This is a genomic window from Sphingomonas sp. AP28 (assembly GCF_056680455.1).
Map to the genome: position 1 here is coordinate 2,339,163 of NZ_CM155283.1, position 22,026 is coordinate 2,361,188.

General features: G+C 67.1%; 23 protein-coding genes. 8 read left to right on the forward strand and 15 right to left on the reverse strand.

Annotated features, from left to right (window positions below):
- The first annotated feature begins 66 nt into the window (after positions 1 to 66).
- The 4 genes from AC1MH0_RS10645 to AC1MH0_RS10660 all read left to right on the forward strand — a co-directional run bounded on the left by AC1MH0_RS10645 (position 67) and on the right by AC1MH0_RS10660 (position 3,843).
- Positions 67 to 588, forward strand: coding sequence for a DUF1993 domain-containing protein (locus AC1MH0_RS10645; protein WP_480962754.1), 522 nt, complete (start codon positions 67 to 69; stop codon positions 586 to 588).
- Positions 589 to 938: 350 nt separating this feature from the next.
- Complete coding sequence (locus tag AC1MH0_RS10650) at positions 939 to 2,078, forward strand: acyltransferase family protein (RefSeq protein ID WP_480962755.1); 1,140 nt, start codon at positions 939 to 941, stop codon at positions 2,076 to 2,078.
- On the forward strand, positions 2,075 to 2,995 hold the full coding sequence (locus AC1MH0_RS10655) for an isoaspartyl peptidase/L-asparaginase family protein (protein ID WP_480962756.1): 921 nt from the start codon (positions 2,075 to 2,077) through the stop codon (positions 2,993 to 2,995). Before AC1MH0_RS10650 ends, AC1MH0_RS10655 begins: the two co-directional genes overlap by 4 nt.
- Positions 2,992 to 3,843, forward strand: coding sequence for a S1/P1 nuclease (locus AC1MH0_RS10660; protein WP_480962757.1), 852 nt, complete (start codon positions 2,992 to 2,994; stop codon positions 3,841 to 3,843). The genes AC1MH0_RS10655 and AC1MH0_RS10660 overlap by 4 nt, the downstream gene beginning before the upstream one ends.
- A 169-nt stretch (positions 3,844 to 4,012) precedes the next feature.
- Here the strand turns inward: AC1MH0_RS10660 and pal are convergent, their stop codons facing one another.
- The 6 genes from pal to AC1MH0_RS10690 form a co-directional block, all read right to left on the reverse strand.
- Entirely contained in the window at positions 4,013 to 4,540 is a 528-nt protein-coding gene (gene pal / locus AC1MH0_RS10665) for a peptidoglycan-associated lipoprotein Pal (RefSeq protein WP_480962758.1), read from the reverse strand.
- Between the two features lie 52 nt (positions 4,541 to 4,592).
- Entirely contained in the window at positions 4,593 to 5,969 is a 1,377-nt protein-coding gene (tolB, locus tag AC1MH0_RS10670) for a Tol-Pal system beta propeller repeat protein TolB (protein ID WP_480962759.1), read from the reverse strand.
- A 227-nt stretch (positions 5,970 to 6,196) separates the two neighbouring features.
- Entirely contained in the window at positions 6,197 to 7,234 is a 1,038-nt protein-coding gene (locus AC1MH0_RS10675) for a cell envelope biogenesis protein TolA (protein ID WP_480962760.1), read from the reverse strand.
- A gap of 10 nt (positions 7,235 to 7,244) precedes the next feature.
- A complete protein-coding gene (gene tolR / locus AC1MH0_RS10680; RefSeq protein WP_056053220.1) occupies positions 7,245 to 7,682 on the reverse strand; it encodes a protein TolR in 438 nt (145 codons plus the stop codon).
- Positions 7,683 to 7,805: 123 nt separating this feature from the next.
- On the reverse strand, positions 7,806 to 8,498 hold the full coding sequence (gene tolQ / locus AC1MH0_RS10685) for a protein TolQ (protein ID WP_056053223.1): 693 nt from the start codon (positions 8,496 to 8,498) through the stop codon (positions 7,806 to 7,808).
- A complete protein-coding gene (locus tag AC1MH0_RS10690) occupies positions 8,495 to 8,953 on the reverse strand; it encodes a YbgC/FadM family acyl-CoA thioesterase (protein ID WP_480962761.1) in 459 nt (152 codons plus the stop codon). Before AC1MH0_RS10690 ends, tolQ begins: the two co-directional genes overlap by 4 nt.
- Positions 8,954 to 9,070: 117 nt before the next feature.
- On the opposite strand from AC1MH0_RS10690, the gene AC1MH0_RS10695 reads away from it, so the two are divergent.
- Entirely contained in the window at positions 9,071 to 9,475 is a 405-nt protein-coding gene (locus AC1MH0_RS10695) for a VOC family protein (protein WP_480962762.1), read from the forward strand.
- 5 nt (positions 9,476 to 9,480) lie between these two features.
- Here AC1MH0_RS10695 and AC1MH0_RS10700 read toward each other — a convergent pair whose 3' ends face one another.
- From AC1MH0_RS10700 to AC1MH0_RS10710, 3 genes are all read right to left on the reverse strand, one after another.
- Entirely contained in the window at positions 9,481 to 10,239 is a 759-nt protein-coding gene (locus AC1MH0_RS10700) for a hypothetical protein (RefSeq protein ID WP_480962763.1), read from the reverse strand.
- Positions 10,240 to 10,741: 502 nt separating this feature from the next.
- Positions 10,742 to 11,761, reverse strand: a complete 1,020-nt coding sequence (locus AC1MH0_RS10705; RefSeq protein WP_235529769.1) for an NAD(P)H-dependent flavin oxidoreductase — start codon at positions 11,759 to 11,761, stop codon at positions 10,742 to 10,744.
- Between the two features lie 55 nt (positions 11,762 to 11,816).
- Entirely contained in the window at positions 11,817 to 13,085 is a 1,269-nt protein-coding gene (locus AC1MH0_RS10710) for an aspartate kinase (RefSeq protein WP_426282929.1), read from the reverse strand.
- Positions 13,086 to 13,137: 52 nt separating this feature from the next.
- Here AC1MH0_RS10710 and ubiG point away from each other — a divergent pair, with 52 nt between their 5' ends.
- On the forward strand, positions 13,138 to 13,878 hold the full coding sequence (ubiG, locus tag AC1MH0_RS10715) for a bifunctional 2-polyprenyl-6-hydroxyphenol methylase/3-demethylubiquinol 3-O-methyltransferase UbiG (protein ID WP_480962764.1): 741 nt from the start codon (positions 13,138 to 13,140) through the stop codon (positions 13,876 to 13,878).
- 226 nt (positions 13,879 to 14,104) lie between these two features.
- A complete protein-coding gene (locus AC1MH0_RS10720) occupies positions 14,105 to 15,529 on the forward strand; it encodes a DUF2029 domain-containing protein (protein ID WP_480962765.1) in 1,425 nt (474 codons plus the stop codon).
- Here the strand turns inward: AC1MH0_RS10720 and AC1MH0_RS10725 are convergent.
- The 3 genes from AC1MH0_RS10725 to AC1MH0_RS10735 are packed head-to-tail and all read right to left on the reverse strand — an operon-like array spanning position 15,471 to position 18,096.
- Positions 15,471 to 16,655 carry a glycosyltransferase gene (locus AC1MH0_RS10725; RefSeq protein WP_480962766.1) on the reverse strand — a complete coding sequence of 395 codons (1,185 nt, stop codon included), beginning with the start codon at positions 16,653 to 16,655 and terminating at the stop codon, positions 15,471 to 15,473. The genes AC1MH0_RS10720 and AC1MH0_RS10725 overlap by 59 nt on opposite strands.
- Positions 16,652 to 17,167 carry a DUF2141 domain-containing protein gene (locus AC1MH0_RS10730; protein ID WP_480962767.1) on the reverse strand — a complete coding sequence of 172 codons (516 nt, stop codon included), beginning with the start codon at positions 17,165 to 17,167 and terminating at the stop codon, positions 16,652 to 16,654. The genes AC1MH0_RS10725 and AC1MH0_RS10730 overlap by 4 nt, the downstream gene beginning before the upstream one ends.
- Positions 17,164 to 18,096 carry a hypothetical protein gene (locus tag AC1MH0_RS10735; RefSeq protein WP_480962768.1) on the reverse strand — a complete coding sequence of 311 codons (933 nt, stop codon included), beginning with the start codon at positions 18,094 to 18,096 and terminating at the stop codon, positions 17,164 to 17,166. Before AC1MH0_RS10735 ends, AC1MH0_RS10730 begins: the two co-directional genes overlap by 4 nt.
- A gap of 150 nt (positions 18,097 to 18,246) precedes the next feature.
- Between AC1MH0_RS10735 and AC1MH0_RS10740 the strand changes: the two genes are divergently transcribed.
- On the forward strand, positions 18,247 to 19,311 hold the full coding sequence (locus AC1MH0_RS10740) for a glycosyltransferase (protein ID WP_480962769.1): 1,065 nt from the start codon (positions 18,247 to 18,249) through the stop codon (positions 19,309 to 19,311).
- Between the two features lie 168 nt (positions 19,312 to 19,479).
- Here AC1MH0_RS10740 and AC1MH0_RS10745 read toward each other — a convergent pair whose 3' ends face one another.
- Genes AC1MH0_RS10745 through acpS form a run of 3 tightly spaced genes read right to left on the reverse strand, consistent with a single transcriptional unit; the run spans position 19,480 to position 21,966 of the window.
- Positions 19,480 to 20,556 (reverse strand): AI-2E family transporter, encoded by a 1,077-nt coding sequence (locus AC1MH0_RS10745; protein WP_480962770.1) that lies wholly within the window; start codon positions 20,554 to 20,556, stop codon positions 19,480 to 19,482.
- A 1-nt stretch (position 20,557) separates the two neighbouring features.
- Positions 20,558 to 21,535 carry a signal peptidase I gene (gene lepB, locus AC1MH0_RS10750; protein WP_480962771.1) on the reverse strand — a complete coding sequence of 326 codons (978 nt, stop codon included), beginning with the start codon at positions 21,533 to 21,535 and terminating at the stop codon, positions 20,558 to 20,560.
- Positions 21,532 to 21,966, reverse strand: a complete 435-nt coding sequence (gene acpS, locus AC1MH0_RS10755) for a holo-ACP synthase (RefSeq protein WP_480962772.1) — start codon at positions 21,964 to 21,966, stop codon at positions 21,532 to 21,534. Before acpS ends, lepB begins: the two co-directional genes overlap by 4 nt.
- Positions 21,967 to 22,026 lie beyond the last annotated feature (60 nt).

The window sequence follows — 22,026 nt, forward strand, 5'->3', positions numbered from 1 at the left end:
CGGAACATCGCTGGCAGGAGTAGCGATCGTCGGCCATAGCGGCGCACGGCTTTAGGAGCGAACGCGATGACCCTGTCCCTGTACGATGCGACGATTCCCTCGAATCTCCAGATTCTTCGCGCGGTCGACGCGCTGCTCGACAAGGCGGAAGCGTTCGCTGTCGAGAAAGGTATCGACCCCGCGACGCTGATCGACGCCAAGCTCGCCGACGACATGCTGCCGTTCGGTTACCAAGTGAAGGCGTGTGCGACGCATTCGGTCGGCGGCATCGAAGGCGTCCGCGGCGGGACCTTCGCGCCCGACTGTTCGGCCTGGCCGACGGATTTCGCGGGTCTCCACAAGGTGATGCGCGATGCGATCGCCACGCTGGAGGAGATCGACCGGGAGACGTTCGACGCGCTCGCCGACAACGACACGACATTCGAGTTCGGCACTTTCGTCATGCCGTTCACCGGCGCGAACTTCCTGCTCTCGTTCTCGCAGCCCAACTTCTATTTCCACGCCAGCACCGCCTACGCGATCCTGCGCGCGCAGGGCGTCCCGATCGGCAAGCGCGACTTCATGGGCACGCCGCGCATGAAGGCGTGAGCGCCTGAGGTGGATCGTTAAACACGTATATCCCGCCCGAAAGAAAGCCTGTTTCCCCGCGAAGGCGGGGACCCAGTCTGGGCTCCCGCCTTCGCGGGAGAACAAGGAGGGGCGGATTGCGGAGAACGGTCATGCTTGAACGATCCTCCCCCGCCAGGGGGAGGTGGCACCGAAGGTGACGGAGGGGGCGGTAAGGGCAACCTATGTTCCGTGTCCTCCCCCTCCGTCTGGCAAGCGCCAGACACCTCCCCCTTGCGGGGGAGGATTCCGGGGGGACACCGGTCGGTGCCGAACACCGCCTCAGCCGTCGCACGCTTGCGGCACCGGCCCCCGCCCCGTAGGGCCGCGCGATGACGCGGCATTATGGCATGGACTGGCTGCGGATCGGGGCGTTCGCGCTGTTGATCCTCTACCATATCGGCATGGTGTTCGTGCCGTGGAACTTCCATGTGAAGTCACTCCACGTCGAGGACTGGGTGCGGCTGCCGATGCTGGCGAGCAACGCGTGGCGGCTGACGCTGCTGTTCGTCGTCTCGGGCTATGCGAGCCGCGCGCTGCTCAACCGGTCGAGCGGCACAGGCGGATTCTTCGCCAATCGCTGCTACCGCCTGCTCGTGCCGCTCTTGTTCGGCATGGCGGTGATCGTACCCCCGCAACCCTGGGTCGAACTGGTCACCAAGCATGCCTATGCCGGCAGCTATCTGACCTTCTGGGCACATGATTATTTCCATTTTCGCAAGCTCGCCGGAATCATGCTGCCGACCTGGAACCACCTCTGGTTCGTGGTCTATCTCTGGGCCTATACTACTGCACTGACGCTCGGACTGGTCGTCGTCCGTGGCGATTGGCTACAACGCGCGTTCGACTGGATTTTTGGTAGCTGGGCGGTGTTCGTCCTGCCGATCGCCTGGCTCGTGTTCGTCCACGGCTGGTGGTTCCCGATGGCCGCCGAGACCCAGGAACTCTACGGCGACTGGGTCGCACACGTCACCTATTTTCCCGCCTTCCTGTTCGGCTTCGGCGTTGCTCGTTCCGAAACGGCGATGGCGGCGATCACACGCTGGTGGAAAGTCGCGGCGATTGCCGCCCTGCTCGGCTATGGCGCGATCCTCGCCGTCGAACTGGCATGGCCCGGTGATATCGTCGCGCCGCGCTGGATCTACCCCGCCTACGGCGTCGCGCATGCGCTCGAGCAATGGGGTGCGATCGTCGCGCTGATCGGGATCGCCGAGCGCCACTGGAACCGCGACCATCGCTGGCGCCGCACGCTGACCGAGGCGGTGTTCCCGTTCTACCTGATCCACCAGACGATCATCGTCCTCGTCATGTACGCGCTGCTCCCCGCCGGCCTGCCGGGCTGGGCGGAGTTCGCGTGCCTGCTCGCCGCGACGACGATCGGCTGCATCGCCTTCTACTGGATCGGCCGCAGCATCGCGCCGCTCCGTCCCCTCATCGGCCTCCGCGCCCTACCCTCGAAAGACTCAGCATGACCTGGACCCTCGTCATCCACGGCGGCGCCGGAAAACTCGACAGCGAGATGGTCTCGCCCGAGCATGACGCGGGCGCGCGAGCCGGCCTGTCGCGCGCGCTCGACACTGGGTCGAAGGTACTGGCGGACGGCGGCGGGGCACTCGATGCGGTCGAGGCCGCGGTGCGCGTGCTGGAGGACGACCCGCACTTCAATTCAGGGCGCGGCGCGGTGTTCACGCATGACGGCACGCTGGAGCTCGACGCCGCGATCATGGACGGACGCACGCGGGCGGCGGGGGCCGTTGCCGCAGCGACCGCGACGCGCAACCCGGTAGGTCTTGCCCGCGCGATCCTCGACGACGGCCGCCACGTCTTCCTCGCAGGCAAGGGGGCGGATGCGTTCTCGCTCGAACGCGACCTTCCCCAGGCGGATGCCGCGTGGTTCGCGACCGACGAACGCCGCCGGCAGTTCGCGGAGTTCCAGGCCGATGGCGGCGGGTTCGACGTCGACATGAAATACGGCACCGTCGGCGCAGTCGCCTGCGACACGCACGGCCATGTGGCCGCCGCCACCTCGACCGGCGGCGTTACCGGCAAGCGCTGGGGCCGGATCGGCGACACCCCGGTGATCGGTGCGGGGACCTTCGCCGACGATCGCGCGTGCGCGGTGTCGTGCACCGGCTCGGGCGAGTTCTTCCTTCGCGTCGGCGTCGGCCACGAGATCGCCGCACGCGTCCGCCTGTCGGGCGAATCGTTGAAGGTTGCAGCCGACGCGGTGCTTGCCGAGGTGAAGGCGCTCGGTGGCACCGGCGGCGTCATCGTCGCGGGACCGGACGGCGACATGGCGTGGGGTTTCAACACCGTCGGCATGTACCGCGGACGCGCGTCGTCCCAGGGTAGCCGGACGGTCGCGATCTACGCTAACGAGCCGGCATGAAGCGCTCTCTCCTCGCCGCGATCGCCTCGCTCGGCCTCGCCTCCCCCGCCACCGCGTTCTGGGAGTACGGCCACCAGACCGTCGCGCAGATCGCCTATGCCAACGTCACGCCGAAGACCAAGGCGGCGATCCGCAAACTGCTCGCGCAACAGGCATTGCTGGATACCCCGACCTGCCCCGCAGGCACGATCGAGGAGGCCAGCGTCTGGGCGGACTGCATCAAGCCGCTGAAGTTGAACGACGGCTCGACGCGCTTCGGTTTCGCGTACAGCTGGCATTACCAGAACGTCGATATCTGCGCGCCGTTCGACCTGACGCCGGCGTGCAAGGAAGGCGACTGCGTCTCGTACCAGATCGATCGCGACGTGAAGATGCTCCGCGACAAGTCGACGCTGCCCCGCGACCGCGTCGTCGCGCTCGCGTTCCTGATCCACTTCGTCGGCGATCTCCACCAGCCGCTCCACGCCGGCGACCGCCACGACAAGGGCGGCAACGACGTGAAGGCGGACTATGGGATCTACGGCCCCGCGCGGTTCAACCTGCATTCGATCTGGGACGGGCCGCTGGCGGAGCGCGCGATCTCGACGCCGCCGTCGCTGGTAAGGCGGTATCCGGCGGCGGAGCGGGCGAAGATTGGGGCGGGGACGGTCACCGACTGGAGCCGGGAGTCGTGGGAAGCTTCGCATGAGGCGTATGCGGCGGCGCTTGGCGGGGACGCGTGCGGTACGGTTCCGGCGCGCGTGAAAATGGACGATGCCACGATCGCCAAGATGGTGCCGGTGTCGCGCGAAGAGGTTCGCCGCGGGGGTATTCGGTTGGCGAAACTGCTCGACAAGGCGCTGGGCTAAAACCCCTCTCCCCGCCGGGGAGAGGGAGAGCCCCGCGGACTCTTGCACGTGGGAGGGTGAGGGGCTTGAGGCTCGGACGGTCCGTCCCAACAGCCCCCCTCACCCTTCCGTCGCCAAGTGGCTCCTCCTTCCCTCTCCCCGGAGGGGAGAGGGACTGCCGCGACAAATCCTAGTTCAGCACCACCGTGACCGCGCGGCGGTTCGCCGCCCAGCTCTGGTCGTCCGAACCCATCGCCACCGGGCGCTCCTTGCCGTAGCTGATCGTCGTCATCCGCGCCGACGACACGCCCTTGGCGGCCAGATAGTTCTTGGTCGCGTTCGCACGACGATCGCCTAGCGCCAGATTATACTCGCGCGTGCCACGCTCATCGGCATGGCCTTCGATCGTGATCCGCTGGTTCGGGAACTTGGCCAGCCACTGCGCCTGGCTGTCGAGGATCGCGCGCGCGGTCGGATCGATGTCGTACATGTCGAGCCCGAAGTTCACCGTGTTCGAGCTGACCGAGCGCTGGAAGTCGGCATCCGACCCCGGCACGATCGCGCCGCCGACATTGCCGTTGTTCATCCCCGCATTGGGATCGACCGCAGCGTTGTTATCGACCGGTGCGGGCGGCAGCACCGCGGGACGCTTCTTCGCGCAACCCGAAACGGCGATCAGCGCGGTACAGGCCAGCAAGATGTTGGAAAGCTTCGACATAGATAGTCTCCCGTAGAAAATCACGTTTCCCGTTCATGCCCCCATAGCAGGTTCAGGGCCGCAGGGGGCCCCATGCCGGATCGGAGCCGTCGAGCGGCGTCGGGATCTTGCGCTCGTTGACGCCGGTCAGGTCGACCGACCAGAGGTCCGCCTTGCCGCCGCTGCCGCGTCCCGAGCGATAGAAGTTGATCACGCGACCGTTCGGCGACCAGCTCGGACCCTCGTCCTGCCAGTCGTTGGTCAGCAATTTCTCGCCGCCGCCGCTCGGGCTCATGATGCCGATGCGGAAGCCGCCGCCGAGCTTGGTGAACGCGATCAGGTCGCCGCGCGGGCTCCACACCGGCGTCGCATACCGCCCGCCGCCAAAGCTGATCCGCTGCTGGTTCGAGCCGTCCGCGTTCATCACGTAGATCTGCTGCCCGCCCGAGCGATCGCTCTCGAACACGATCCGCGAGCCGTCAGGCGAATAGCTGCCACCGGTGTCGATCCCCGGCGAGTTGGTCAGGCGTTGCGGGCTGCCTCCTTGCGCCGACACACGGTAGACGTCGGTGTTGCCGCCCTGCGCCATCGAGAACAGGATGTTGCGACCGTCCGGTGAGAAGCGCGGCGCAAACGTCAGGTTCGCGTTCGCGACTACCAGGCGCTGCTTGCCCGAGCCGATGTCGTAGACATAGATCGCCGGGCGATTGTTGAGATAGCTCATATAAACGATCGACTGCTGGTTCGGCGCGAACCGCGGCGTCAGCACGATCGACTGGCCGTTGGTCAGGAAGCGGTGATTGGCACCGTCCTGATCCATGATCGCGAGCCGCTTGATCCGGTGACCCTTGGGTCCGGTTTCGGAGACATAGACGACACGACTGTCGAAATACGCGCCCTCGCCGGTGAGGCGCGTGTAGACCATGTCGGCGCACTTGTGCCCTGCGCGACGCCAGTCCGACGGCGGCACGACGAACCCAGTGCGGGTCAGCTCGGCCTTCGACGACACGTCGTAGAGGTAGCAGCCGACCGTCAGGTTGCCGTCGCCATTGGCGCGGATGAAGCCCTGCACGAGTGCCTGCGCGCCGGTGCTGCCCCAGTAATCGAACCCGGGTGCGGTGACTTCGGGGAAGGTGATCGGGCGGAGTTGGCCGGGCGACAGCGGCGTGAACAGGCCAGAGTTGCGGAGGTCGTTGGTGACGATATCGGCGAGCTGGCGGCCGAGCACGTCGGTCGACCCTGCGGGCGTCGAGACGACGGCGGACGCCGGCATGACGGGAATCGCGATCGGCATCGGCGCGGAGATGCCGCCGGTGACGTCGACCACGAGTCCGCCGGACTGATCGCCTGCCGGGGCTGGGGCGGCTGGATCGGCGGGGGCTTGTTGTGGCGCTGGAGCGGGCGCGTCCTGCGCGCCGGCGGTACCGGATACGAACGCCAGCAATCCCACCGAAGCCAGAACCGATCGAGCCTTACGCCCACCTAACACCACCCCGGCGAAGGCCGGGGCCCAGTTGCGGGACGCCGGTGAAGGAGCGTTGCGCATCGTTACATCGACCTTTCCAACTGGGCCCCGGCCTCCGCCGGGGTGGTTACCGTGCAATGGGTGGTCACCCGCAGCCAAAGATGGGCGCGAAGGGAAAAACCCCAGGATCGATCGAGTCATAACGGACATCCTCAGCCGGGAAGTTTGTAGCGCAGGCTGAAATTGCTCCAGCCGTTCTGCACGTCATACAGGTCGTCGGGCAAACCGCGTAGCGGCGAACACCCGACGAAGGTCGCGATCGCCAGATCGTCGACGCGGTCGACATAGCGCCGGTTGTCGTCGTCGACGCCCGCATGGCCGCTGATCGTCGGCCGCGACTTCAGCGTCCCGTCGCGGTTTAGCTTCAGGTTGATCGTCACGCGGATCCGCTCCGCGCCGGGCCCCGGCGTGACCTGGCGGTTGGCGCAGGGCTGCACCTGCCGCAGGATCGCCGAACCGATGTTCGCCGCCGCCTGCGCGCCGAGCTTGGCCGCCTTGGGGGCCTCCGACTTGCTCGGCGACGGATCGGCCGACAGCCCTTTCAGGAAATTGTCGCCGAGCCGCGAACCGCGTGGCCGCGACGCCTTGGCCTCGGCGGTCGAGCCGCTGCCCTTGGTCGAGGACGGTTTGGCAGGCTTGGCCGACGACGCGGAAGGCGACGTCTTCGCGGGCGTAGCGCTCGGTTTCGCCGCAGCCTTGGTCGGCGCGGACTTCGCGGGCGCGGCCTTAGTGGGTGGCGTCTTCTCGGCCTTGGGCTGTGGCTTCACGACGGGCTTCGGGACCGGCGCGGGCCTTGCGACGGGTTTCGGCGGCGCGGGCTTGGGTTTGGGTTGAGGCTTCGGCTCGGGCGCCGGTTGCGGCTTGGGCGCAGGCTTCGGCGGCGCAGGCTTGGGCTGCGGCGCAGGCGGCACGGGATCGGGCTGCGGCTCGGGCTCGGCTTCTTCCGGAGCAGGCGGCGCGGCATCCTCGGGTGCACCTTCGTCCGGCGCGACCGACTCGGCCGGCGTCTCCACCGATTGCGGCGCGGTCGCCTCGAGCGCGACGTCGGGCACGAGGCTCACATCGATCGGCTGCTGCTCGACCTTCTTCGGCAGTTCGGGCGCACCGAGAAAGCCAAGCGACAGCGCGCCGAACAGCAGGACGTGCCCGACGACCGCGACGCCTAAGCCGATCTTCTCCGAACGGTCCATCAGCCAGCCATCAGTTCTGGTTACCCTCGACGGTCACCAGCGCGACGCGGTTCAGCCCGGCGCGGTTGAGTTCGCCCATCACGCGCATCACGCGGCCGTAATCGAGCTTCCGATCCGCGCGGAGCAGCACCTGCGGTTCGTCGCCGACCGCACGGCTGGCGGCGATCGCGGCCAACCGCACCGGCAACGCGTCGTCGGTCACCTGATCCTTGTCGATGAACAGCGCCCCGGTCCCGTCCATCGAGATCTCGACGGGCTTCTGCTCCTGGTCGAGCGCCTTCGCGCGCGCGTCGGGGAGGTTCACCGGGACGCCCGCGGTCATCAACGGCGCGGTCACCATGAAGATGATCAGCAGCACCAGCATCACGTCGACCAGCGGCGTGACGTTGATGTCCGCCATCGGCGCCCGCCGCCCACGCCCGCGCGACGAAGGAAGGTTCATCGCCACCTTACTCCCCTCCCGCTCGCGGGAGGGGTCGGGGGAGGGCAGTGCCGCGAATGACATTCGAGGAAGAGGTAGAAGCCCCTCCCCTGACCCCTCCCGCAAGCGGAAGGGGAATAAGAAGCGCACTCATCGCGAGCCGTCCAGCTGGCGCGAGAGGGTCGTGTGGAAGCCGTCGGCGAAGCGGTTGAGGCTCGCCTCGATCCGATTGATGCCGTGCGAGAACCGGTTGTACGCGATCACCGCGGGGATGGCCGCGAACAGGCCGATCGCGGTCGCAAACAAGGCCTCCGCGATCCCCGGAGCGACCACCGCGAGCGACGTGTTCTGCGCCGCCGCGATGCTGGTGAAGCTCCGCATGATGCCCCACACCGTACCGAACAGCCCGACGAACGGCGCGACCGAGCCGACCGTCGCCAGCACGTTGAGCCGATCCGACAACTTGTCGATCTCGCCAGCGACCGCGGCGCCCATCGTCGTCGCCAGCCGCTCGCGCGTGCCGCTCTTGTCGATCGTGCCGCCCGCGGTCGAGCGCCGCCACTCGGTCACGCCGGCCGCGAACACGCGTGCCGACGGGAGGTCGTTCTCGCCCTCCGCCTTGTAGAAGACGTCGATATCCTCGGCCTTCCAGAAGTCGCGCTCGAACCGGGTCATTCCTTTACGCGTCTTGCCGATCCGCCGCCAGAACGCGACGATCAGCGCCCAGGTCCAGATGCTGGCTAGCAGCAGCCCGATCATAACGCCCTTCACCACCCAGTCGGCCTGGAGGAACAAGTGGATCGGCGACAGCGTCGCGCTATCCATAGTCAACACCGGATTCATGCTTCCCCCTGCCAGACAAGGCGTTCGTAGATATCGATCCAGGCGCGCGGCTGGCGGCGTGGGCGACCATTGGGGGCGACCAATGCCGCCACCACGTCCGCCTCGGCCAAGACAAGCCCGTCGCGTATGACCCTTTGATGAATGGTGACCCCGGCCGAGCGGACACGGCTGATCCGCGAGACGACCAGCAAGGCGTCGTCGAGCTTTGCCGGCGCGGCATAGCGGATGGCGACGCTGGCAATCGCGTAGGAGCCCTCGCCCGCCTCGAACGTCGCGCGCTGGTCGATCCCGCCGACCCGCAGCATGTCCGACCGCGCGCGCTCCATGTAGCGCAGGTAATTGGCGTGATAGACCGCGCCCGACAGATCGGTGTCCTCGAAATAGACGCGCACCGGAAACCGGTGCTCGCGCCCTTCGAAGCGGCCTTCCGCCGGACGATCTGAAACTTCACCCATTCCCGCGGCTGTTAACCCAGTCTTTGCGGGTAAGCCAAGCTTTGCCTTCACCATGTCGGCACTGGCCGGGGGCGGACGAGCGGCGTACGCCGGCAGGGTTCAACGCAGGAGACTCGCATGGCCGATCGTCCTACCAGCGGAATCACACCGTTCCTCGTCATCCGCGGACAACGCGGACGCGAGGCGCTCGCGTTCTATGAAACCGCGTTCGCCGCGGAGATCGTCGAGACGAACGTCGCCGACGACGGCGTCCGGCTGATGCAGGCCAGCCTGCGAATCAACGGCGGCTGGCTGATGCTGTGCGACGAGTTCCCGGAATGGCGTGGTCATGCCGAGCCCGAGCCCGCCGGTATCACGCTGCACCTGCAGGTCGACGATACCGACGCCTGGGTCGACCGCGCGGTGGCGGCGGGAGCGGTCGTGACGATGCCCGTCGCGGACCAGTTCTGGGGCGATCGCTATGGCCAGGTGCGCGATCCGTTCGGCCATAGCTGGTCGGTCGGATCGCCCATCAAGACCTGATCAGCTTACTGAAAAACGCTGGGATCCAGCTTCAGGCGGGGTTGTGCGGGCGGAACCGGCTGCGAGATCGGCTGGAGCCGCGCCTGCGTCACCGTCTGCACCGGCATGTTCGACGCATATTGGCGCGAGACGGCCAGTTGCGGCTGGACCGGACGCACGGTGCGACCGCGCCACGCGTCGACCGCACGGTAGAAATCGGTGAACGGCCGCTCGAGCACGGGGAGATTCTGTGCAGCGAAGGCAGGCAATGCCTCGGCCGTCAGCCCGGCGCTCTGCGCGAGAACCGTCTGCGCCGCGGCGCAGAAGTCGTCGCGCGCGGGCGACTGCGAGAAGAAGTTGTACAGGCGCGTCATCGAATCATCGTAGCGATCCTGCCAGTCGCCGCCGCCCGACTTGTATTCGCTGGCATAGGTCGCCTCGGCCTTGGCGAGCACCGGCTTCTGCGCCGACAGTAGCGCGTTGTAGCCCGCGACGATCACGACTTCCTGCGACCCCCGGCACGCCAGCGCGGCGACGTTGAGCGCGGCGCGGAGGTGCCAGACCTTGGCGGACGTCGTCAGGTTGCGATTCGGCGTGGGATAGGTGCCGTCGGCCAACGCGACCGGGATGACGATGGTGGGCGACGCGCCCTTCGGCATTACCGGGGCAGGCACCGGCACCATGATCACGGGCGGCGCAACGGCAGCCACGGTCCGTGGTTTCTGTGCGCAACCGGCCAGCAGGCCCAGCGCGGTAACGGACAGCAAAGCAAACCGACGACTCATCGCAACCACCTCGTAACGTCCCCCGACGGGACACTCTATGCATGGGTTAGGTTAACGAGACGTAAGCCGTACGCGGTTTGCGGCGAGTGGAGAGGGCGTGGGGTTAGCGTGGAGGGACATGATGCGGCGTGAACCTCACCCGCCGCTTTACCACCCCGGCGGAGGCCGGGGCCCAGTTGGAAAGGTCGCAGTAACGGAGCGCGACCTCAATCAGCGACGTCCCCCAACTGGGCCCCGGCCTTCGCCGGGGTGGTGCTGGAAGCAGGCCAAAAGACCCAGGCTCACCGCATAGGGACGACGCCGCCCTCTCGGTCCTCCCCCGCAAGGGAGTGCGAGGGTGGATTGCCCCCAGCAATCCAAGATCATGCTGGGAGCATGATCGACCTCGCACTGTGGCGCCGCAGGTGACGGAGGGGGGAGGACACGGAACCGAGGTTTCCTTGACTTCCCCCTCCGTCAGGCAAGAGCCTGACACCTCCCCCTTGCGGGGGAGGATCGGAAGTTAAACCGCGCGCGCTTCCAGCGCAGCCGCGGCCTGCGCCATCAACCCGCCGATGATGTCCGCGACCGGCTCCTCGCGCTTGACCATGCCGACCGACTGGCCCGCCATCACCGAACCATGCTCGACATCGCCGTCGATCACCGCACGCCGTAGCGCACCCGCCCAGTAATGCTCGATCTGCAACTGCGCCTCGGCCATCTCGACCCGGCCACCGTCCAGATGCCCGGCAACCTCGCGCTGCTTCGCCGTGAACAGCTCGCTCGACGCATTCTTCAACGCACGCACCGGGATCACCGGAAGCCGCGCATCGATCTGCACGCTGGCGATCGCATCGCGTGCCGACGCCCGGATGAACGCCTTTTTGAAATTGGCGTGCGCGATCGATTCGGTCGCGCAGACGAACAGCGTGCCGAGCTGGACGCCCGCCGCGCCCATGTCGAGATAACCCGCGATCGCTTCGCCACGACCGATCCCGCCAGCGACGAACACCGGCACCTGCTCCGCGATCTCGGGCAGCATCTCCTGCGCGAGCACACTGGTCGAGACCGGGCCGATATGGCCACCGGCCTCCATCCCCTCGATCACCAGCGCATCAACGCCGCTGCGGATCAGCTTCTTCGCCAGCGCCAACGCGGGCGAGAACGCGATCAGCTTGGCGCCCGTCTCCTTGATCGCCTCGATGCTTCCCTTGGGCGGCAGGCCACCGGCGAGCACGACGTGGCCGACCTTGTGCTTGGCGCAGACCGCGATCAGCTCAAACAGGTCGGGGTGCATCGTGATCAGGTTCACGCCGAACGGCTTGTCCGTCATCGCCTTGGTCGCGGCGATCTCGGTATCGAGCAGCGCGGGCGTCATCGCGCCGCACGCGATCACGCCGAACCCGCCCGCGTTCGAGATTGCCGAGACGAGGTGACGCTCGCTAACCCACGACATCGCGCCGCCGAGAATGGCGACCTCCGACCCGAGGAACGCGGCGCCGCGCGCCATCCGGCGTTGCAGCCGCTCAGTACCGATCGTCATGCATCCATCCCCGTCGTCCCGGCGCCTGCCGGGATCATGTCGTTATGTATCAAGCTCAAGCCGCATCCTCGGCATCGAGCCCGTACGCCGTATGCAGCACGCGCACGGCGAGCTCAGTATAATCCTCTTCGATCAGCACGCTGACCTTGATCTCCGACGTCGCGATCGCCTGGATGTTGATGCCACGCTCGCCGAGCGTCGTGAACATCGTCGAGGCGACGCCCGCATGGCTGCGCATCCCGACGCCGACGACGGACACCTTGGCGACGCGCGTGTCGTGGACGATCGTCGCATAGCCGATCGCGTCCTTCGCCTTGTCGAGCACGTCGAGCGAGCGCGCGAGATCAGCCGCCGGCACCGTGAACGTCACGTCGGTCGAGCCGGTCGAATGCGCGACGTTCTGCACGATCATGTCGACGTTGATCCCCGCATCCGCGAGCGGCGCGAAGATCGCGGCGACCGAGCCGGGCCTATCGCTGACCTGCGTCAGGGTGATCTTCGCCTCGTTCTTGTCGTGCGCGATGCCGGTGATGAGCTGGCGTTCCATATCGTCGATTTCCTCTTCGCCCACGATCAACGTGCCGCGTTGTCCGCTTAGGGGGTGACCATCATTGGTGTCGCCATCCTCGAACGAGGACAAAACGCGCACACGCACATTCTCTTTCATCGCCAGGCCGACAGACCGCGTCTGCAACACCTTGGCACCGACGCTGGCGAGTTCCAGCATCTCTTCGTACGTGACCTTGCTCAGTTTGCGCGCACGCGGCACGATCCTGGGGTCGGTCGTGTAGACGCCATCGACGTCGGTATAGATGTCGCAGCGGTCGGCCTTCATCGCCGCCGCCATCGCCACCGCCGACGTATCCGAGCCGCCGCGGCCGAGCGTCGTCACGCGCTGGCCGTCCGCGACGCCCTGGAAACCCGGGATCACCGCGACGACTCCGTCCGCAAGGCTCGCATCGAGCGCGGCCGTGTCGATCTCGCCAATGCGGGCCGATCCGTGCGCGTCGGACGTGTTGATCGGCAACTGCCAGCCGAGCCAGCTCCGCGCCTTGCAGCCCGCCGCCTGCAGCGCGATCGCGAGCAGTCCACTCGTGATCTGCTCGCCGGCCGAGACGACGACGTCATATTCCTTCGCGTCGTACAGTGACGACGCCTCGCGGCAGAAGCCGACCAGCCGGTCGGTCTCGCCCGCCATCGCGGAGACGACGACGGCGACCTGGTTGCCGGCGTCGACTTCGCGCTTCACGCGCGCGGCGACGTTGCGGATACGCTCGATCCCAGCCATCGACGTCCCGCCGAATTTCATCACGATACGGGCCATTGGCAGCGCAAATCCCTTTGGGTCGAAGCGGCGGCCCTGATAGGTAGCGCGCATGATACTGGCAAGTGACACCGTAAACGGCGCAACAATCGATCCGCGCGAGGCTGCGCATTTCGGCACGATGGCAAAGGACTGGTGGGACCCGAAGGGCTCGTCCGCCCCGCTCCACAAGCTCAACCCGCCGCGGTTGCGCTATATCCGCGAGCAGGTCGATGCGCATTGGGGAGGCGACGGTGCGACCTTCACCCCGCTGGCGGGCAAGACCGCGCTCGACGTCGGCTGCGGCGCTGGGCTGCTATGCGAACCGCTGGCACGCCTCGGTGCGGCGGTGACGGGGATCGATGCGGCGCCGGAGAATATCGCGGTGGCGGAGATCCATGCGGCGCAGAGTGGCCTCGCGATCGACTACCGCGCGGGGGGAGTCGAGGGACTGGTCGGCCAGTATGATCTCGTCACCAGCCTGGAGGTGATCGAGCATGTCAGCGACCCCGCAGGTTTTGTCCGGGGCTTGGCGCGGACGCTGGCGGACGGCGGGTTGCTGATCCTGTCGACGCCCAACCGGACGCCGTTGTCGCGGCTGGCGATGATCACCGTGGCTGAGGGTACCGGGGTAATCCCCAAGGGCACGCACGACTGGAACAAGTTCCTGACGCCCGAGGAACTGACCGCGTTGCTGAAGGATGCGGGGCTTCGCGTGACGGATACGCGGGGGTTGAGCTTCTCGCCGGCGACGGGGTTCGCGCTGAGTGACTCGACCAACCTCGATTATTTCCTGACCGCGGTAAAAGCCTGACCTTGCCCTACACGCCACCACCCCAGTTTTCGCCACCACCCCGGCGGAGGCCGGGGCCCAGTTGGAAAGGTCGTGGTAACGAAGCGCGATCGCTAATCATCATCGTCCCCCAACTGGGCCCCGGCCTCCGCCGGGGTGGGGCTGAATAATGGAGCGCTTCCCAGAACAACCATGTTCACCCGCGAAGGCGGGTGCCCAGACTGGGCACCCGCCTTCGCGGGTGAACATGCTTCTGATACTGGCAGCGCTGGCAATCCTGTTCGTCACCCTCGCGCTCCTTCGCCCTGTAGACCACGACGAGAGCCAATACGTCGCCGCGGCCGCGCTAACCGCGCACGGCCTCCTCCCCTACCGCGACTTCGCCTACCTCCAGACCCCGCTCCAGCCCTACCTCTTCGCCCCAATCGCACTTCTAGCCGGCACCTGGATCTGGCCAGCCCTCCGCATCCTCAACGCGCTCCTCGGCGTCGTGACGATCGCCTGCGTCCACACCGCCGCCCGCACCCTAGGCGCCAAACCCAAGGCCGCCCTCGCCTGCGCAGCGCTGTTCGCGACCTGCGACATCCTCCTCTTCAGCATCGGCACGGCCCGCAACGACGCACTCCCCGCCGCCCTGCTCGCCGCAGCCCTCCCGCTAATCGTCCGCCCCGCCACCACCCACAAAACCGCAGCGCTCGCCGGCCTCCTCCTCGCCAGCGCCGCCGCCGCGAAGATCTCCTACGCATTCCCCGCGCTCGCCTATGGCCTCTACACGCTGGTCAACCGCCGCCACCGCCCCGTCGCGGTCCTGTTGGGCACACTCCCAGTGATCGCCTTCGTCGCCTGGACCTATGCCAGCAGCCCGGCCGGGTTCGTGTTCGGCACCTTCACCTTCCCGGCCCGCGGCCCGGCCGAATATTACGCGCTGCGCCCCTGGAAGATGTCGCTTCTCGCCAAGGCGATCGACACGCTCAAGTTCCTCGCGCTCGGCGCAGCCCTGCCCGCGCTAGCCTTGGTCGCCCGCGACGCTTGGCGCCGCCGCACGGTCGGACTCCTCGAATGGCTGATCCTAGCCGGCCTGATCGCCGCGCTCCTGCCGTTCCCGACCTGGCGGCAATATCTCCTCCCCGCCCTGCCAGCCCTGTTCGTCCGCCTGTCGCTGATCCCGCCCCCGAGCCGCGCGTGGCGGATCGCCGTCGCGATCTTCGCCACCGCCGGCCTAGCCCCCTCCGCCGCAGCCCTGGCGGATGCGGACAGCCTCTCGCTCACCGTAGCCCTCCGCGAAGGCCAAGCGGTCGGCCGCACGCTCGACGAACACGGAGTCGAAGGCCCGATCGCAACGCTATCCCCGCAAATGCTCCCCGCAGCGAATCGCCTGCCGGATGCCGCCTTCGCCACCGGCCCCTTCTATTTCCGCAGCACGAACCTGCTCGACGCGCGCCGGGAGCACGCGCTCCACCTGATCTCGCAAGCGCGCGTAAATCTCGACGGATCGACGATCCTAACCGGCGGCGAAGGCCCCGCAACGAGCGGCGATGTCAACCTCGACCGAACACTCTCGAAAGTCGCGCTCGACGCCGGCTACGATGCGATCGCCGTCCCCGGCACCCGCTTCACGCTATACGTCGCACGCCGTGCTTCGCCGCGACCAGCCCCGCATAATAGTCCATGAGCTCGACCGCATGCTCACGGTCGCTGCGGACATGCCGCGCCGCCACCGCCGCCGCTTGCCGCAACATCGCCGGATCGCGCACGAACAACCGTCCGATCGCCGCCGCCGCACTCTCCGCATCGCGCGCCGCGTAAAGCTCGCTCGCATGGTGGTCCGCGACTTCGGCGCATCCGCCCGTATCGGGTACGATCAGCGGCAGGCCCGACGCCATCGCCTCCGACGCGACCAGACCGAACGGCTCCGCCTCCGACCCGTGGATCAGCGCGTCGCAACTCGCCATGATCCGCGCGAGTCGCTCGCGGTCATACACCGGTGCGAACATCCGGATGTGCGGCGAGCCACCGATCCGCCGCTGAATCGCCTTGGTCTGCGCACCCGCACCGATCAGGACCAACCCGACCGGCAGCGTCGCCCCCGCCCGAGCCACCGCATCGACCACCAGCGGCCAGCGCTTCTCGCCGTGATGCCGCCCTAGCCCGAGCAGCAGCATGCCGTCCTCGGGCAAGCCGCACTGCCGCAGCAACGCCGCGCGCAGCCGCGTATCACGCAGGTCCGGCGAGAAATGCCCGCGCTCGATCCCCAGCGGCATCGCCGCATCGATCCGCAGCCCGCGCGCGCGCAACCGCTTCTCCAGCGCCGGGCCGTTGGTAACGACGACATCGTATTTCTCGAGGAAGCGCCGCATGTACCGGCTGTACCAGGCGAACCCGCGCTCGATCTGGTCATGGCTAGCGACGCCCGCAAACCAGCGCTGTGCATAGGCGGCGATGTTGTCGTTGTGCATGAAGAACGCCTTCACCGCGCGCCCCTGCCAGTCGCCGACGAACCACGCCGGCCGCCACGGCGAGCAGCATTCGACCACGTCCGGATCTAGATCGTCGAGCACACGGTGGATCGCGCCCTCGTCCCAGAACAGCCCGTAGTTGCGATCGAACGGCATCCCCGGCGACTTGAGGTAGATGATCCGCCCGCCGCCCGGCCGCTCCTCGACGCGGTCTTCCTTGCCGGGCGCGACGACGATCAACTCATGGCCCATGTCCGCCATGATTCCCATCTTGCGGTCGACATAGGTCCGCACGCCGCCGCCAGTCGGCGAGTAGAACTCGTTGACGTCCACCACTCTCATCGCGCGACAGGCCCAAAGCCACCGAGCCCGCGCAGATACTGTACGGTGATCCGCACCGTCGTCACGCCCGCGCCGACCTCGACCAGTGCCTGCTCGACCTTCGGCCGCGACCGCCCGAGCTTCACGTTGCTCGCGAACCCGGCACCATCGGTCCAGAAACTGAACTTGTTCTTCCCGTCGCGATTATGCGTCAGCAACAGCGCATAGCGGCCCGGCCGCGGCACCCGGATGCACAGCATCGGCGCGCCGCTCGGCGGCGTCGGCACCACCACCCGCCGGAACGTCTTCCCGGCCGCTATCAGCACGTGGTCGTCCTTGAGAAAGCCCGCTTCGTCATCGGGATAGAGTTCAAGCTTTAACTCGCCCGTACGATCCTTCAGCCCGCTGACCTCGACCGCGATCGCCGGCCCCTCGCCCGGTCGACACGCCGCCGCATCGCTACCGAGCACCTGCGCCCCGGCCGGACCTGTAAGCGCAACGATCGCGGCCAGCGCGATACAGGCGCGGATCATGCCCGCAACCGCGTGAGCCCGGCGTGGATGCCGAACAGGATGATCAACGCGACATGCACCAGCAACGTCAGCGCGGCGGTAAACGCGATCAACTCCGACAGCGCCTGGTCCTGCCCGATCAACAGGATCGCGGCGTTGGCGAACAGCAGGTCCTTGTTCGGCACCAGCGGCAGGCGCGACACCAGCAGGCGCCCGGCTGCGAGGAACAGCCACATCCCCACCGGCACGCCCGGCAACGCGAAATGCCACGCGAACGCGATCAGCACCGATCCGCACAGCAGCCGGATGCAGTGGATCCCGAACACCCAACACAGTTTCGCGCGCGGCAGCGAGAACACGCGGCGCGAGAAGATCAGGAACGGCAGCGAGATCGCCAGCGTCACGCCTGCCGACGCCAACACGGTGCGGAACTGGTCGTGCGTCAGCAGATGCCGGCCGAGCGGCAACGCGATCGCCACCAGCAGCAGCGTCACCGCATTGCCCGCGATCGCCGACAGGATCGACACGTCCTTCACCGCACCGAACGGCGACGTCACCATCCGCGCCTTGGCCCGCGCCCAGGCGTAGAAATACGCGTCGCCGGAGTATCCGAACACGACTTCGTTCGCGATCCGCTTCTTGATCAGCGCGACCAGCCCGCCGAGCGGAATGCCCCAGAGCCGGCGGAAAATGACGTAGTCCCCGGTCGGCGGCGACATATAGAGCAGGCCGAAGCACACATAGAAGCGCGGATCCTGCGGCACCGAGCGCGACAGCCCGGCAAGGCCATGCCCGAGCAGTTCGCGCCCCAATCCGACAATCATCGCCAGCGTCAGCACCGCACCGATGATCGCGGGCCAGCGGCTGCCGAGCGCCTTCAGCGGCTCGAGCCCGGCGCGCGCGATATCCGCATAGCCGTCGCGATCGGCAGTTTTGGTACGGAAGTTCACTCGCCGGTCCTCAAACCATTGTCCTCAAGCCGTTCCGCCGCAATAGCCCGCCGCCGCCCGTTACCCGCCCGCCGCTGCGCATGCACGCAAAGTCGGTTTCATTCGGCCGCGATCTCCGCTTTACCCATCGCGCACTATGATGACCCCCATATGTCAGTCCTGAACGAACCGCCGACCGCTCGCCACATCCTGACCTATGCGGAGGACCTACGCGGCGGCGGGGTCGAACGCGCGCAACTGCGCCTCGTGCGCGCGTGGCTGGCGGCGGGGCGGCGGGTGACGCTGGCGATCACGGATATTTCCGGGCCACTTGCGGCGGAACTGCCGGAGGGACTGGAGATCGTCGCGCCGTCTCGGCTGCTGGCCTTGCCGGGGGTGGTGCAGCGTTTGTCGCCGGACGTGATCTTCTGCCCAGGCAATTTCTACACGGGGATTGCGGCGTGGACCAAGCTGCGGCTGGGCAAGACGTGTCCGCCGATCGTCGCCAAGATGTCCAACGCCCCCGCTCGCGCCGATCACGGCCGGCTGATGCACGCCGCGCACCAAGTCTGGCTGGCACGCCACGGCAGCTTCCTCGATCACCTCGTCGCGATGACGCCCGCGACCGCGGACGAGGCGGCGTTGGCGACCCGGATGATCGGGCGGACGAGCGTCATCCCGAACCCGCCCGCTATGCCGATCCCCGGCGCGCTGCCCGACCTGCCGCAGCGCTTCATTCTCGGCGTCGGCCGGCTGGAGTCGCAGAAACGCTGGGACCGCCTGATCGCCGCGCTGCCTGAGTTGCGGGACAAGACGATACCTCTCGTCATTCTAGGCGAAGGAAGTGAGCGGGGGGCGATCGAGGCGCAGGTTGGAAGGCTGGGCTTAGGGAAGCGCGTTCTCCTGCTCGGCCACAGCAGCGATCCGCTCCCGGTCATGGCCCGCGCGACCGTGCTGGCGCTGACGTCGGATTACGAAGGTGTACCGGGGGTGTTGCGAGAAGCTTTGTCGGTTGGGACGCCGGTAATCTCGACCGACTCGAGCGCGGCGGTAGTGGAGATTGTTTATAGGCCGGAGCTTGGGACGGTGATTGCGAGGGACGACGCTGCTGCATTGGTTGGAGCGCTGGATGCGTGGCTAGAGCCAACTCGGCAGCGACCCGAAACAATCCCCCAACCGGGTGCGGACTCAGCCAACCGCTACCTCGCACTCTTCGACCAACTGGTAAGGCGGTAACTCCCCACTCGATTACCCGCCCCATTGATGTCCCCGGCCCTCACCCCCCGTCATCCCCGCGGACGCGGGGACCCATACTGGCTAACCTCGAAGGAGATGGGTCCCCGCGTCCGCGGGGATGACGGGGGTGTGCGATGAACCCGGATTAAGAGGGGGCACTAAACTCGATCAGGCCGTAGCCTCATCCTCGCCCGCCTCGGCCTTCTCCTCTTCCCGCTCCGACCGCCGCTCGAGCGCGGTCTTCAGCATCGCGGTCATTGGGTCGGCCAGCGCCAGCCCTAGGATCCCGAACAGCGCACTCGCCAGGATCTGCGCGCCAAGCGTCAACGCCGGCGGAAGATCGACGGTGCGCTTGGCGACCATCGGCACGATCACATACCCGTCGATCGTCTGCACCACGAGGTACGTGCCGATCGCCCAATATCCCGTATCGACTCCCGCGCTGAACCCGACCGCGACCATCAGCACACCGGTCACGATCGCGCCGACGTTCGGAATGAACGCCAGGATTCCCGCGATGATGCCGAGCAGCATCGCCATCGGCACGCCGCCGACCGCCAGCGCGATGCCGCTCGCGACACCCTCGACCGCCATCCCGAGCAACCGCCCGGCGAGCAACCGCCGCAATGTCGCGCCCATCTTGACCAAAGTCCTGGCGAACTCGGGGCGGAGATCTAGTGGCACCATCCACTGAAGCCCGCGCGAGTATGTCCCCGGGTCCATCGCGATGAACAGCCCGAGGATAAGGATCATGAACATGCTGGTGATCGCGCCGATCGCGCTGCCCACCCACGACGTCACGCGCCCGACCGAGCCGAGCGCCTGCTTGACAATCCCGTTGACGTCCGACGCGCCCGGCATCAGCCCCTGCGAGGTCAGATAGCCCGTGAAGCGATTGGCCTGCGATTCCAGCGTCGAGCGCAATTGCGTGACCTGTTCGGTCACCTGTACCCCGGTCAGCACGAACGTCCCGACCAGGAACGCGAAGGTCAGCAGCACGACGATCAGCAACCGCCAGCCACGTCCGATCGGCAGCACCCGCCCGAGCAACCGCACGCCGCCATCGAGCAAGGCTGCGAACACGACGCCGGCAAAGATGATCAGCAACGGCTGCACCAGCACGATCAACAGCGCGATCACGCAGGCGAGCCCGAGCCAGATCATCGCGCGCTTCAGTTCCTTGCGCAGGAACGGATCGCGCATCTCGACCGGGCTGAGTTCGTCGACGGTCTTGCTATCGGCCATCTCAGTTCGCCTTGGCGGGATGGAGCGAAGTGCCCGCGCGATCCGGGCGCAGCGAACCCCACCAGCTCAGCGGATTGAACGTCGCGTCGCCGTCGAGGCTGAAGGTGATGAACTCCGCACGGCCACCGAGATTCTCGTACGGCACCGGACCGCCGAGCCCGAGCTGGCTCAGCGCAAACCGGCTGTCGGCCGAGCGATCGCGGTTGTCGCCCATCAGGAAGACGTGGTTCGCGGGGATCGTGACTTCCGCGAAATTGTCGCCCTGGCTATCGGATTCGAGATCGATCGTCTCGTAGCGGCGGCCGTTGGGCAACGTCTCGGTATAGGTCGGCAGGCGGCACATCTCGCGCCCATCGGGCAGCGTCTCGCGCGCGCCGGGATAGTCGATCTCGCTGCACGGGCTGTTGGTGTCGATTGGGATCAGCGTGTCGTGGAGCGGGCCGCGCTTCACCGCGACGCCGTTGAGGAACACGATCCCGCCGCGCACGGCCAGTTTGTCGCCCGGCAGGCCGATGACGCGCTTGATATAGTCGTTGTGCGTCCCCGGCGGCGTCACGATCACCACGTCGCCGCGCGTCGGCAGCGAGCCGAACAGGCGGCCGTGAATGAACGGCAGCGACACGCTCCAGCTGTCTTCCTGCTGGCGCAGCACCACGCCCTTGAAGATCGCGACCGGGTTCGGGATCGTCGGCGAGACGAACGACCAGCCGTACGCGAACTTGGTGACCACCAGCCGGTCGCCGATCCGCAACCCCGGCAGCATCGATTCGCTAGGAATATAGAAGGGCTTGGCGATGAAGCTGTGGAAGCCGAGCACGACCAGGATCAGCCAGAAGATGCCCTTCACCTCGCCCCACCAGTCGGTGCCGCGGCGGCGCGTCGTTTCTGGAGTGGTGCCGGCCGGTGGCGCTGTATCGGCCGCGGTCTGCGCGAGGGGCTTTTCCTGGAACTCGTTGCCGTCCAACGCCGCGTCCTTCATCGATTCGTATCCTGGCGCATGTCCGGGGATATCAGAGGTATAGCTTCGATGATCACGAAGGCCTGCGCCCACGGATGATCATCCGTCATCGTCAGATGCACGCGCGCGGCGTGGCCTTCGGGGGTCAACGCGTCAAGCCTCGCTTTGGCGCCCCCGGTCAGCGTCAGCGTCGGTGCGCCGCTGGGGGCGTTCACGACGCCGATATCGCGCATGAAGACGCCAGCGCGAAACCCGGTGCCGACCGCCTTCGAAAACGCCTCCTTCGCGGCAAACCGCTTCGCCAGCGTCCCGGCCTTGGTGAACGGCCGCCGAGCCGCCTTCGCCAGCTCGACATCGGTAAACACCCGCTGCTCGAACCGCTCCCCGAACCGCTCGACCGAAGCGGCAATGCGCTCGATATTACACAGGTCGGACCCGAGCCCGATAATCACGACACGGCCCGGAGTCGGAAGACATAAGGTTTTGTTCGCGCGGAGACGCGGAGACGCGGA